This window comes from Streptomyces sp. NPDC006294 (genome assembly GCF_042870895.1).
Taxonomy (GTDB): domain Bacteria; phylum Actinomycetota; class Actinomycetes; order Streptomycetales; family Streptomycetaceae; genus Streptomyces.
In genome coordinates, this window is record NZ_JBIAHV010000004.1 from 122693 (window position 1) to 135522 (window position 12830).

Here is a 12830-nt window from a genome sequence, read left to right on the forward strand (position 1 = left end):
TCCCGAGCAGGGGCGCAGCAGGTGAGGCTGGTTACAGCCGCGTGGTTCAGAGGCCGAGCTCGACCTCGAACTCGCCGGCCTCCAGGATCGCCTTGACCGTCGCCAGGTAGCGCGCGGCGTCGGCGCCGTCCACCAGACGGTGGTCGTAGGAGAGCGCGATGTACGTCATGTCGCGGATCGCGATCGTCTCACCGAGGTCCGGGTGGTTGACGACCACCGGGCGGCGGACCGTGCCACCGATGCCCAGGATGGCGACCTGGTTCGGCGGGACGATGATCGTGTCGAACAGCACCCCGCGCGAGCCGGTGTTGCTGATGGTGAAGGTCCCGCCGGCGAGGTCGTCCGGCGTGATCTTGTTGGAGCGCACCGCGCCCGCGAGCTCGGCGGTCTTCTTGGCGATGCCGGCGAGGTTCAGGTCGCCCGCGCCCTTGATGACCGGCGTCATCAGACCCTTCTCGGAGTCCACGGCGATGCCGATGTTCTCCGAGTCGAAGTACGTGATGGTGCCTTCGCCCTCGTTGATCCGGGCGTTGATGACCGGGTGGGCCTTCAGCGCCTGGGCGGCGGCCTTGACGAAGAACGGCATCGGGGAGAGCTTGACGCCCTCACGTGCCGCGAACGCGTCCTTCGCACGGGCGCGCAGCTTCATCAGCTTGGTGATGTCGACCTCGACGACCGAGGTCAGCTGGGCCTGGTCGTGCAGCGCCTTCATCATGTTGTCGCCGATGACCTTGCGCATACGGGTCATCTTGACCGTCTGACCGCGCAGCGGGGACGCCTCGAGCTTCGGCGCCTTCGCCGCGGCCGGGGCGGCAGCGGCGGGTGCCGGTGCGGCGGCCTTGGCGGCCTCCGCGGCGGCGATGACGTCCTGCTTGCGGATACGGCCGCCGACGCCGGAGCCCTTGACCGAGCCGAGGTCGACGCCGTTCTCGGCGGCGAGCTTGCGGACCAGCGGGGTCACGTACGCGTCGCTCGACTCGACCTGAGCCGGGGCGGCGGGCGCGGCCGGAGCGGCGGGAGCCGCCGGGGCCTGGGGCTGGGCCGGGGCGGCCGGGGCCGGAGCGGCAGCCGGGGCCGGAGCCTGCGCGGCGGGCGCGGGAGCCGGTGCCGCCGGCGCGGGGGCCGGAGCGGCAGCCGGAGCCGGCGCGGGCTCGGCGGCAGGGGCGGGCGCCGCCGGGGCGGGGGCGGCGGCCGGGGCCGCACCCTTCGCACCGATGACGGCCAGCTTCGCGCCGACCTCCGCCGTCTCGTCCTCGGCGACCACGATCTCCAGCAGCACGCCGGAGGCCGGCGCGGGGATCTCGGTGTCGACCTTGTCGGTGGAGACCTCGAGCAGCGGCTCGTCCTCCGTGACCTCCTCGCCGACCTCCTTCAGCCAGCGGGTGACGGTGCCCTCGGTGACGCTCTCGCCGAGCGCGGGAAGGACGACGTCGGTGCCCTCTGCGGAACCGCCGCCTGCGGCGGCCTCCGCGGTCGGGGCGGGCGCCGGGGCGGCGGCCTCGGTGGAGGGCGCCGCCTGCGGCGCCTCCTGGGCCGGGGCCGGGGCGGGGGCGGCAGCCTCGGCGGCGGCCGGGGCCGGAGCCTCGGCCGGGGCGCCGGAGCCGTCGTCGATGACGGCCAGCTCGGCGCCGACCTCTACGGTCTCGTCCTCGGCGACCTTGATGGACGCCAGCACGCCGGAAGCAGGGGCGGGGATCTCGGTGTCGACCTTGTCGGTCGACACCTCGAGCAGCGGCTCGTCGGCCTCGACGCGCTCTCCCTCGGCCTTCAGCCAGCGGGTGACAGTGCCCTCGGTGACGCTCTCGCCGAGCGCCGGAAGGGTTACGGAAACCGCCATGGTTTCAGTTGCTCCTTAACGATGTGCGGAAGTGGTCTGTCGCGCCCGTGACTGATCAGTCGTGGGAGTGCAGCGGCTTTCCGGCCAGGGCCAGGTGGGCCTCGCCGAGGGCCTCGTTCTGCGTCGGGTGCGCGTGGATGAGCTGCGCGACCTCGGCCGGCAGAGCCTCCCAGTTGTAGATCAGCTGAGCTTCGCCGACCTGCTCGCCCATACGGTCACCGACCATGTGGACGCCGACCACGGCGCCGTCCTTGACCTGGACGAGCTTGATCTCGCCCGCGGTCTTCAGGATCTTGCTCTTGCCGTTGCCCGCGAGGTTGTACTTCAGGGCGACGACCTTGTCCGCACCGTAGATCTCCTTGGCCTTGGCCTCGGTGATGCCGACGGAGGCGACCTCGGGGTGGCAGTACGTCACCTTCGGCACACCGTCGTAGTCGATCGGGACGGTCTTCAGACCGGCCAGCCGCTCCGCCACCAGGATGCCCTCGGCGAAGCCGACGTGCGCGAGCTGGAGGGTCGGGACCAGGTCGCCGACGGCGGAGACGGTGGGCACGTTGGTCTGCATGTACTCGTCGACCACGACATAGCCGCGGTCCATCGCGACGCCCTGCTCCTCGTAGCCGAGGCCCTGGGAGACGGGACCGCGGCCGATGGCGACCAGGAGGACCTCGGCCTCGAAGGTCTTGCCGTCGGCGAGGGTGACCCGCACGCCGTCCTGGGTGTACTCGGCCTTCTCGAAGAAGGTGCCCAGGTTGAACTTGATGCCGCGCTTGCGGAACGCGCGCTCGAGCAGCTTCGAGCTGTTCTCGTCCTCGACCGGGACCAGGTGCTTGAGGCCCTCGACGATCGTGACGTCGGTGCCGAAGGACTTCCACGCGGAGGCGAACTCGACGCCGATGACGCCGCCGCCCAGGATGATCGCCGACTGCGGGACGCGGTCCAGCGTCAGCGCGTGGTCGGAGGAGATGATGCGGTTGCCGTCGATCTCCAGGCCCGGCAGCGACTTCGGCACGGAACCGGTCGCCAGCAGGACGTGGCGGCCCTGCACGCGGCGGCCGTTCACGTCGACGGAGGTCGGCGAGGACAGCCGGCCCTCACCCTCGATGTAGGTCACCTTGCGGGAGGCGACCAGACCCTGCAGCCCCTTGTAGAGGCCGGAGACGACCTCGTCCTTGTACTTGTGGACGCCCGCGATGTCGATGCCCTCGAAAGAGGTCTTGACACCGAACTGGTCGGCCTCACGGGCCTGGTCGGCGATCTCGCCGGCGTGCAGCAGAGCCTTCGTGGGGATGCAACCGTTGTGCAGGCAGGTGCCGCCCAGCTTGTTCTTCTCGATCAGTGCGACGTCCAGGCCCAGCTGAGCTCCGCGCAGCGCCGCAGCGTAACCGCCGCTACCACCGCCGAGGATCACTAGGTCGAAAACGGTGCTGGCGTCGTTCGCCACGTCACGTCCTCCATGCATGTGCGCCGTTCGCCGGGCCCCCGTCTCGGGAGATGACCGGCCGGTCGGCTGGTGTTCGGCCGCTGATTCTTCGGCCCTGTGGTGGGGGCCCTGTCCTGCCGGGAACCCATCTTCGCACTTGTTGACGGGAGGCGGGACGCGGGGCCGTAGCTTGAGATGGTGAGCTTGAGCGCGTTGCGCGGTTACCGGGGGGTACGAGGGGTCGCTGCGCGGAGCCGCTTCCCCACCCCGCCCCTTCCCCCAACCGGGCTCCGCCCGGCCCTGTTCCCGGGGCTCCGCCCCGAACCCCGCGCCTCGACCGCCGACGGGACTCCTTTGGAGCCCGTCCGGCGATCGAGGCCACCGCGCGAAGCGCGGTGACGGGTCCGGGGCGGAAGGGGCGGGAGGGCCGGCTTCCGCTAGCCCAGGTCGCCCGCGGCCGTCCGCTCCGCCAGCTTCACCAGCGTGCGGACCGACGAACCCGTGCCGCCCTTCGGCGTGTAGCCGAACGGCGCGCCCTCGTGGTACGCGGGGCCCGCGATGTCCAGGTGCGCCCAGGTGATGCCCTCGCCGACGAACTCCTTCAGGAACAGGCCGGCGACCAGGCCGCCGCCCATCCGCTCACCCATGTTCGCCATGTCGGCGGTCGGGGACTCCATGCCCTTGCGCAGGTCGGCGGGGAGCGGCATCGGCCAGGACGCCTCGCCGACCTCGTCGGCGATCTCGTGGATCGCGGTACGGAAGGCGTCGTCGTTCGCCATGATGCCGAACGTACGGTTGCCCAGCGCCAGCACCATCGCGCCGGTGAGCGTCGCCACGTCGACGATCGCGTCCGGGTTCTCCTCCGACGCCTTCGTCAGCGCGTCCGCGAGCACCAGGCGGCCTTCGGCGTCGGTGTTGAGCACCTCGACCGTCTTGCCGCTGTACATGCGCAGGACGTCACCCGGGCGGATGGCGCTGCCGGACGGCATGTTCTCGGCGAGCGCCAGCCAGCCGGTGACGTTGACCTCGAGGCCCAGCCGGGCGGCGGCGACGACGGCGGCGAACACGGCGGCCGCGCCGCTCATGTCGCACTTCATCGTCTCGTTGTGGCCGGCCGGCTTGAGGGAGATGCCGCCCGAGTCGTAGGTGATGCCCTTGCCCACCAGCGCGAGCGTCTTGGCGCCCTTGGAGTGGGTGTAGGACAGCTTCACCAGGCGCGGCGGGTTCTGCGAGCCCTGGCCGACGCCGAGGATGCCGCCGAAGCCGCCCTTGGCCAGCGCCTTCTCGTCGAGCACCTGCACCTTGACCCCGTGCTCCTTGCCGGCGGCGGTCGCCACGGCGGCGAAGGCCTCGGGGGTGAGGTCGTTCGGCGGGGTGTTGACCAGGTCGCGCGCGCGGTTGATCTCCTCGGCGAGCGCGACGGCGCGCTCCGCGGCGGCCTTGAACGCCTTGTCCCGGGGCTTGGCCCCCAGCAGGGCGACCTCGGCGAGCGGCTTCTTGGAGCCGTTGCCGTTCTCCTGGTACGCGGTGAAGGCGTACGCGCCGAGCAGCGCGCCCTCGGCGACGGCCTCCGCGTCCTCGACGGACTCCATGGGCAGCGCGAAGGCGGCCTTCTTGGAGCCGGCCAGCGCACGCGCGGCGGAGCCGGCGGCACGGCGGAGCGCCTCGGTGCCGTACGCGTCGTCGTCCTCGGGCGCGGCGCCGAGGCCGACCGCGAGCACGATCGTGGCCTTGATGCCGGAGGGCGCGGGGAGCTTGGTGATCTCGCCCTCGCCACCGCCGGCGCCGAGGGTCTCCAGAACGGAGGCGAGCTTGCCGTCGAACGCCTTGTCCACGGCCTCGGCGCCCGGCGCGACGACCGGGCCCTTGGCGCCCTTCGCCACGCCGACGACGAGGGCGTCGGCGCGCAGCGTCGCAGCGCCTGCAGTGCTGAGAGTGAGAGCAGTCACGGTGGTGAAATCTCGCTTCCGTTGAGTTCTGAAGGTCCGGCGAGGCGGATCGGCACCTCACACGGGAGGAGAGCCTACGCGCGGCCGCCCGCGTGGCTCACGGCGGCGGTGGTCCGCCCGCCCAGGGCGCACACCGGTGGGTCTCAACGGGACAGGACGTAGCAGGTGAGGGCTGCCTCCGGCTCCCCCCAGTCCTCCTCGCCCGTGTAGACGAACCAGAACGCGTCGTCCACGGCCTCTTCGGTCCAGCGGTCCGGGGCCCGGAGGTACGCCCGGTCGCACCGGTCGGAGGCCATGTCGTCGGACTCCGCTGCGGGCGCGTATGCCAGATTGCCGATGGGTTCGCGGGCGTAGACCCGCGCGGCGTGGGGCTGTCCGCAGTCCACGCGCACGGCGATCCCGTCGAAACCGACACCGGTGCCGAAGTCCAGGCAGTCGCCGGGTTCCGCTCCGCCGTAGTGCATGGCCACCACGGTCTCGGCCGGATCCAGCACGGTGTCCGACGGGCCGGGCATCTCGGGCTCGGAGGAGCCGTAGCCGCTCAGAGCGAGCCGGATCCGCACCCCGGTCACGCCGGAGAGGGCGCGGTTCTCACGGTCGGCGAGGGCGGAGACGTCGGCCTCCGCTTCGGTGATACGGCCCGCCGCGTCGACCGTGAGCGTCATCCTGACGGGGGAGGCGCCGGCGCCGGCGGGCCACGCCTGCGTCATCCCGGCCCTGACGCGCTCGGGGAACAGGAACCAGGCGTCGGACAGCGGGAACTGAGCACGGTAGCTGCGCCCGCCGTCCAAAGTGGTCGTCTCCGCCGTGGCGCGGGCGCCACCGGCGATCTCGAGGAGCGTGCCCCCGACGGCGGCCGCGCGGCCGCGGAGGGACCGGATCTCGTCGGAGCCGTCCAGCGGGCTTCCGGGGTCCGCGCCGTAGCGGAGCCAGTAGCGAGCCGGCCCCGGGCGGTAGTGCACGAACCGCTTGTCGACCGTGATCGCCGCCTCCGTCTCCACCGGGCCGTGCATCGGCGGGGGGCCGAGCAGAGTTCCCCTCGTGGCGGCCGGGAGCTTCTTCGGCCTACGCCAACTCCGGTTCGCCGCACCGCGGCTGTCCGTGAAGTCGAGGCGTCCGGTGGTCGTCTGGACGGCGTCGCCGCGTTCTGTTCCGTACGTCACGGTCTGCGTGAAGCTCGCGCTGCCCTCGTCCCGGGTCACTCGGACGGCCGCCTCGGGCCGGGCGGCGAGCGGCTCGGTGAACACCGGATGGGGGCCCTCGGCGGAGCAGCCGGTGAGCGGGAGCAGCGCCGCGGTCACCGCGGCGAGAAGAGGAACGCGGAAGCGAATGAGCACGGGGGTTGGACCACTTGGCGTGCGCCGGGGTTGCCTGCCGGGAGATCACGGTACGGGCGACATCAGGAGCGCCGGGAACTCAGCCGAGCACCAGCGCCACCAGCGTGACCGTTCCCGCCGTCTCCGCGAGCGCGCCGAACACGTCGCCCGTCACGCCTTCGAAGCGCCGCACGCAGTGGCGCAGCAGGAGGTGGGCGGCCAGCAGGCCGGCCGCCGCCGCGAGGGCGTGGTGCAGGGCGGCGTACGGGCCGAACAGCGCGCCGGAGGCCGCCGCGCAGACGCCGGTCAGGGCGGTCACGGCGAGTGCGGCGGGCACGGGGACGGCGCCGGCGACCGCCGCGCCGAGGCCCTCGGGGCGGGCCGCCGGGACGCCGGGGCGGCAGGCGAGGGTGAGGGCCAGCCGGGCCGTGACGCCGCTGAGGGCCGCCGCCGCCGCGCCGGCCGCCCAGCTCTGGCCGTACAGCTCCGCCAGCGCCGCGACCTGCGCCACGAGGACGAACAGCAGGGTGATGACGCCGAACGGGCCGATGTCGGACTGCTTCATGATGCGCAGGGCGTCCGCGGCGGGCCTGCCGCTGCCGAGGCCGTCGGCCGTGTCGGCGAGCCCGTCCAGGTGCAGGCCCCGGGTGAGGGCGGCCGGCACCGCCGCGGTGGCCGTGGCGGCGAGCAGCGGCCCGGCACCCAGCAGGGTCAGCAGCCCGCCCGCGGCCGCCGCGCACAGGCCGACGACGAGCCCCGCGAGCGGCGCGCAGAGCATCCCGGCGCGAGCGGCTCCGCGGTCCCAGCGGGTGACGTGGACGGGGAGCACGGTCAGGGTGCCGAAGGCGAAACGTATGCCGTGTGCGAGGGCCCGGGGAGCGGTCGGAGGAGTCACCGCGCGAGGGTAGCCCGCGCCGCGCGCCGGTAAATTGCGTATGACGCGCAATGCGGGCAAATCAGGCGATACGGAAGCGGGCGGCATGGGTCACTGGTTCTACCGCAACATCCTGGAGCCGGGGAAGCTCCCGATGCTGCTCGCGCTGGCCTCTTTTGTGCTCACGTTCCTGCTCACCCGCACGATCACCAGGCTGATCAGGGCCGGCCGGGGGCCGTTCAAGAACGTCACCCCCGGTGGGATGCACATCCACCATGTGGTGCCCGGCGTCATCCTGACCGTGATCGGCGGCTTCGGCGCCGTGGGGAGCGGCCGGCACGGCGTCGCCGCCGCCGTGTTCGCGGTCCTCTTCGGGATGGGGGCGGGGCTGGTACTCGACGAGTTCGCCCTGATCGTCCATCTGGACGACGTCTACTGGACCGAGCAGGGCCGGCAGAGCGTCGAGGTCGTCGTGCTGGCGTCCGCCCTCGCGATGCTGGTCCTCAGCGGCTCGTCCCCGCTCGGCGTCGACGAACTGACCCCGGACGAACGCCAGAACCGCGCCGCGGTGATCCTCACGGTCGTCGGCAATCTGCTCTTCGCCGTGATCGCCCTCCTCAAGGGCAAGGCGAGGATGGGCCTGCTCGGCGTGCTCGTGCCGGCGGTGGCCCTCGTCGGCGCGCTGCGCCTGGCCCGCCCCGAGTCGTACTGGGCCCGCAGGTTCTACCGCCGCCGCCCCAAGGCCCGGGCGCGGGCGCGACTGCGTTCGATCCGGCACGACCGACGCTGGGCGGGGCCGCGCCGGGCGTTCCAGGACCTGATCGGCGGGACGCCGGACCGGGTGCCGTCCCGCCGGCCGTGACCGCGCCGCCGTTCCCGGCGGGTGCGCGTCACGCCTCGTCGGACACCGACGCGTCCGCAGGCTCCGGCGCGGGCCGCTCCGGGAGCTCCGCCGCCAGCGCGGCCGCCGCCTGCACCATCGGCAGCGCCAGCAGCGCGCCCGCCCCCTCGCCGACCGTCACACCGTGGTCGAGCAGCGGGTTGAGCGCCATCCGGTCCAGCGCCTTGGCCTGCGCCGGCTCACCGCTGACCTGACCCGCGAGCCACCAGTCCGGCGCCCTGAAGGCCGCCCGCTGCGCGACCAGCGCGCACGCCGCCGACACCACGCCGTCCAGAATCACCGGCATCCGGCGCACCGCGCTCTGCAGCAGGAACCCGGTCGTCGCCGCCAGATCCGCGCCGCCGACCGTCGCCAGCAGCTCCAACTGGTCACCCAGCACCGGCCGGGCCCGCCGCAGCGCGTCCCTGACCGCCGCGCACTTGCGCATCCAGGCCAGGTCGTCGATCCCGGCGCCGCCGCGCCCGGTCACCACCGAGGCGTCCGTACCGCACAGCGCCGCGATCAGCGTCGCCGCCGGAGTCGTACCGCCGACGCTCAGATCGCCGAGGACGACGAGATCGGTCCCCGAGTCGGCCTCCTCGTCGGCGATCGCCATGCCGAGGCGTACGGCCTGCTCCACCTCGTCGGCGGTGAGCGCGTCCTCGACGTCGATACGGCCGCTGCCGCGCCGCACCCGGTGCCGCGACACCTCCTCGGGCAGCAGCGCAGGGTCGCAGTCCAGACCGGCGTCGACGATCCGCACCGGCACGCCCTGCCTGCGGGCCAGCACCGCCACCGGGCTCACACCCTCCAGCACGTCCCGCACCAGCCGGTGGGCGCTGCCCGGCTCCCGGGCGGACACACCCAGCCCGGCGACACCGTGGTCACCGGCGAACAGCAGTACGCGCGGCTGCTCGACCGCCTTGACCGGCACGGACGCCTGGGCCGCGGCGAGCCACTCGCCCAGCTCGTCGAGGCGGCCCAGCGCCCCCGGCGGCACGGCCAGCCGCTCCCGGCGTTCCTCGGCGTCACGCCGCATGCCGCTGTCCGGGCGCTCGATCAGATCGGAGAAGTCGTCGAGATTCAGCCTGCTCATTCGCCGAACAGTACCGGCACCGGGCGCGGCCCAGCCGTGCGGTACCGGCCTGTTCGCGGGTCAGCCGCGCAGTACCAGGGCCTGGCCCGCGACCACCAGCAGCACATGCTCGCACTCGGCGGCGAACGCCGAGTTGAGCCGGCCCAGTTCGTCGCGGAAACGCCGCCCGGAGGCGGTGGCCGGGACCACCCCGGAACCCACCTCGTTCGTCACCGCCACGACCGTACGGGGCGTCGCCCGCACCGCCGCGAGAAGTTCGCCGACCCGTTCCCGCAGCGCCCGCTCGCCCTCGGCGGCCCACCGCTCGTCGTCCCAGGCGCCCGCCTTGTCCATCGCGTCCGTCAGCCACAGCGACAGACAGTCGATCAGGACCGGAGGCCCGTCCTCCGCCAGTACGGGCACCAGGTCGCACGTCTCCGCCGTACGCCACGAACCGGGCCGCCGCTCACGGTGCGCGGCGACCCTGGCCGTCCACTCGGGGTCGCCGTCCCGGCCGCCGCCCGTCGCGACGTACAACACGTCCGGGAACGCGTCCAGCCGCCGCTCCGCCTCCAGCGACTTCCCCGAACGCGCCCCGCCCGTCACCAGCGTCCGCCGGGGCACGTCCGGCACCGCGTGGTACTCGCCGACGATCAGCGTCGTCCCGTCCGGCACGGCACGGGCGCCCGCCGCCGCCAGACGGCGGGTCAGCTCCGGGCCGCCGGGGGCGTCGTGGTCCAGGTGCACGGCGACCACGTCCGTCGTCGCCCCGATCGCGCCCGACGCCCGCAGCCGGGCGATCCCGTCCGGGCGGCCCACGACGTCGGCCACGACCATCTCGTACGCCGCCAGCCCCTCCGCGAGCCCGGCCGGGGCCGCGCCCGGCGGCAGATACAGCAGCCGGTCGCCGTCCGGGGACGTCACCTCGTACCCCGTGCCCGGATGGTCCATCGGCAGCGCCCGCACCCGGTGCCCGCTGATCAGCGTCAACTCCCGGCCGTCCGGGACCCTCCCCGCCGTCGGCAGCCCGGCCGGCAGATCCACCGGAGGCCCGTCATGAGGGTGCGTCAGCAGCACCTGCCGTACGCCCACGAGCGAATGCCCCGCGCGGGCGGCGGCCAGCGCGGCCCCCGGAGTCAGGTCGAGAAGCAGCGCGCCGTCCACGAGCAACGCGGTCGCGGCCCGCGCCTCGGGCCCGCGGGCGGTCGCGCACACGGCGCACGGGCAGTCGGGCCGGGGGAGTCCGGCGGGCGCGCCGGTGCCGAGCAGAGTCAGTTCCACGCCTCTGATCCTGCCGTCTCGCCCCGGGCGGTGCGCGCCCGGCTACGCTGCGAGCAGCAACTGATCAGCTTGCCCTAGGGACGTGGGAGGCGCACATGGCGTGGACGTGGCGGTTCGAGAAGTCCGACGGTACGGAGGTGCCGCCGGCGGTGGAGCCGGAGGAGTTCACGACGCAGGGCGACGCGGAGTCCTGGATCGGCGAGCACTGGCGGGAACTCCAGGAGGGCGGCGCGGACCAGGTCGTCCTCTCCGAGGACGGCGCCAAGATCTACGGCCCGATGAGCCTCCACGAGTCCTGACGCGGACGGCGGGGCGGGGCGGGTGGCGCCTGCGGCAGGCTTGTTTCCTCCCCGCCCCTTCCCGAACCGGGGCAGGCCCCGGACCCCGTCCCGCGCTCCGCGCGGTGGCCTCAAACGCCGACCGGGCTCGATGTGCCGCTGCGTCGGCAATCCAGCCCGCCGGGCAACTCAAGCCTCGCCGGTGTTCGAGGCGCGGGGTTCGGGACGGAGCCCCGACAAGGGGGCAAGTTCCAGCCCGCCGACCCGGGCGGTGGGAACGGGGGGATGCGTCCATGCCCGGAGTATCCCTTTCGCCCTCCGGTCGGTGCCTGCGGTACGCCGCCGATCAGGGGCGTCGGGACCGGCCGAGCCCGTCAGACCCGGCGCACTCCGCACAGGTGCAGCAGCGCGGCCACGCCCCGGTACGGGTCCGTGCGGCCGGCGCGGTCCTCCAGGGCCAGGACCTGCTGCAGTTCGTCCGCGGCGGGGAGCTCGACATCGTTGCCGACGTGGTCCGTGAAGACGCGCACCCCGTACCAGGCGTGCAGCGGCGCGGCGATCCCGGCGAGGGTGGCGGTCAGCGCCTCGAGCCGGTCGGCCCGCACCCGCACCCCGAGCCGGTTGGTGTAGACGTTCGTGTCGAAGGCCTCCATCGCCGACTGCCAGTTCCCGGCCGCCGCGGGCCGCATGGCGAGCGCGTCGCCGTTGCGTACGAGCAGCGACAGCAGCCCGCCGGGCGCGAGCATCCGGGCCAGGCCGGCGAGCAGGCCGTCCGGCTCCTCGACGTACATCAGTACGCCGTGGCAGAGCACCACGTCGAAGCTGCCGGGCAGGAAGTGCACACCGGTGTCCCGGCCGTCGCCCTCCACGAGCCGGACGCGCTCCCTGATGCCGGCCGGTTCCCCCGCCAGGGCGTCACGGGCGGCCTTCAGCATCACGGGGTCGGACTCCAGGCCGGTGACCGTGTGCCCGGCGCGTGCCAGCCGCAGGGCCTGCGTGCCCTGGCCCATGCCGACGTCGAGCACGCGCAGCCGCTGGCCGACGGGATAGCGCGAGGTGATCTGCTCCTCGAGCTGACGGGCCACGAGTTCCTGACGGACGGTGTTGCGCAGTCCGCCCGCACCGGCGAGCCAGTTCGCGGACGCCTCCGGGGTGAAGCCGCCGGCCTGCGAGGAATCGGCGCTCAGGGCCGCTCTCCGCGCTTGACCTGCGGCTTCGGCAGCCGCAGCCGACGCATCTGCAGCGTGCGCATCAGGCCGTAGGCCACGGCGCCGCGCTTCGGCTCGTTCGGGAAGCGCTCGCGCAGCTGCTTCTTCAGGCGGATGGAGAGACCGACCGAGTCGATGACGATCATCACGATCACGCCGAGCCAGAGCAGCAGCGCGATGTTCTGCAGCTGGGCGACCCGGACCATGCTCAGCACGAGGATCAGCACCGCCAGCGGCAGGAAGAACTCGGCCACGCAGAAGCGGGAGTCGACGAAGTCGCGGACGAAGCGCCGCACCGGACCCTTGTCACGGGCCGGCAGATAGCGCTCGTCACCGCTGGCGAGGGCCTGGCGCTGCTTGGCCAGGTCCGCACGGCGGGCCTCGCGCTGTCGCTTCATCGCCGCCTTGCGGTCCAGCGGAGCGCCGCTGGACGCACGGCGGCGCTGGCCCTGGGCCTCACTGCGCTTCGGCGTCGGGCGCCCCTTGGGGGCCTCGGGGTCGCGGGGCTGCTTGGAGAGGTCCGCCGTCACCTTCGCGGTGGGGGCCTTCTCTTCGTTGGAACGGCTACGGAACACAAAACCCAAGGGTACGGGTTGCGGGGCATGGACCCCACCCCGGAGGGGAACGATCCCGCAACGGCGTGTGTCCGTATCGGACAGAACGGGCGACAGGCACAGCTTCCCTGACGGTCACCTACTCCTTGCGCCGG

At 73.4% G+C, this 12830-nt stretch carries 11 protein-coding genes; 2 read left to right on the forward strand and 9 right to left on the reverse strand.

The window, feature by feature from the left end; all coding sequences use genetic code 11:
* Positions 1-46: 46 nt before the first annotated feature.
* The 5 genes from sucB to ACFYOP_RS08450 form a co-directional block, all read right to left on the reverse strand.
* Positions 47-1837 carry a 2-oxoglutarate dehydrogenase, E2 component, dihydrolipoamide succinyltransferase gene (gene sucB, locus ACFYOP_RS08430; RefSeq protein WP_356891621.1) on the reverse strand — a complete coding sequence of 597 codons (1791 nt, stop codon included), beginning with the start codon at positions 1835-1837 and terminating at the stop codon, positions 47-49.
* Between the two features lie 55 nt (positions 1838-1892).
* Complete coding sequence (gene lpdA, locus ACFYOP_RS08435) at positions 1893-3281, reverse strand: dihydrolipoyl dehydrogenase (RefSeq protein ID WP_356891623.1); 1389 nt, start codon at positions 3279-3281, stop codon at positions 1893-1895.
* 416 nt (positions 3282-3697) lie between these two features.
* The gene (locus tag ACFYOP_RS08440; RefSeq protein ID WP_356891625.1) at positions 3698-5209 is read right to left on the reverse strand and encodes a leucyl aminopeptidase; all 1512 of its coding nucleotides are present in this window, start codon (positions 5207-5209) and stop codon (positions 3698-3700) included.
* Between the two features lie 143 nt (positions 5210-5352).
* Positions 5353-6546 carry a hypothetical protein gene (locus tag ACFYOP_RS08445; RefSeq protein ID WP_356891627.1) on the reverse strand — a complete coding sequence of 398 codons (1194 nt, stop codon included), beginning with the start codon at positions 6544-6546 and terminating at the stop codon, positions 5353-5355.
* Between the two features lie 79 nt (positions 6547-6625).
* Positions 6626-7507: an adenosylcobinamide-GDP ribazoletransferase gene (locus tag ACFYOP_RS08450; RefSeq protein ID WP_388451109.1), complete on the reverse strand. Its 882-nt coding sequence runs from the start codon at positions 7505-7507 to the stop codon at positions 6626-6628.
* Here ACFYOP_RS08450 and ACFYOP_RS08455 point away from each other — a divergent pair.
* On the forward strand, positions 7506-8261 hold the full coding sequence (locus ACFYOP_RS08455; protein ID WP_356891631.1) for a hypothetical protein: 756 nt from the start codon (positions 7506-7508) through the stop codon (positions 8259-8261). The genes ACFYOP_RS08450 and ACFYOP_RS08455 overlap by 2 nt on opposite strands.
* Before the next feature lie 28 nt (positions 8262-8289).
* Here the strand turns inward: ACFYOP_RS08455 and cobT are convergent, their stop codons facing one another.
* Both cobT and ACFYOP_RS08465 read right to left on the reverse strand, forming a co-directional pair.
* Entirely contained in the window at positions 8290-9375 is a 1086-nt protein-coding gene (cobT, locus tag ACFYOP_RS08460) for a nicotinate-nucleotide--dimethylbenzimidazole phosphoribosyltransferase (protein WP_356891633.1), read from the reverse strand.
* A 60-nt stretch (positions 9376-9435) separates the two neighbouring features.
* Positions 9436-10635 (reverse strand): bifunctional adenosylcobinamide kinase/adenosylcobinamide-phosphate guanylyltransferase, encoded by a 1200-nt coding sequence (locus ACFYOP_RS08465; RefSeq protein ID WP_356891635.1) that lies wholly within the window; start codon positions 10633-10635, stop codon positions 9436-9438.
* 95 nt (positions 10636-10730) lie between these two features.
* On the opposite strand from ACFYOP_RS08465, the gene ACFYOP_RS08470 reads away from it, so the two are divergent.
* A complete protein-coding gene (locus ACFYOP_RS08470) occupies positions 10731-10934 on the forward strand; it encodes a hypothetical protein (RefSeq protein WP_356891637.1) in 204 nt (67 codons plus the stop codon).
* A gap of 353 nt (positions 10935-11287) precedes the next feature.
* Here the strand turns inward: ACFYOP_RS08470 and ACFYOP_RS08475 are convergent, their stop codons facing one another.
* On the reverse strand, positions 11288-12025 hold the full coding sequence (locus ACFYOP_RS08475; protein WP_356891723.1) for a methyltransferase domain-containing protein: 738 nt from the start codon (positions 12023-12025) through the stop codon (positions 11288-11290).
* Between the two features lie 71 nt (positions 12026-12096).
* A complete protein-coding gene (locus ACFYOP_RS08480) occupies positions 12097-12696 on the reverse strand; it encodes a DUF3043 domain-containing protein (protein ID WP_356891639.1) in 600 nt (199 codons plus the stop codon).
* Positions 12697-12830 lie beyond the last annotated feature (134 nt).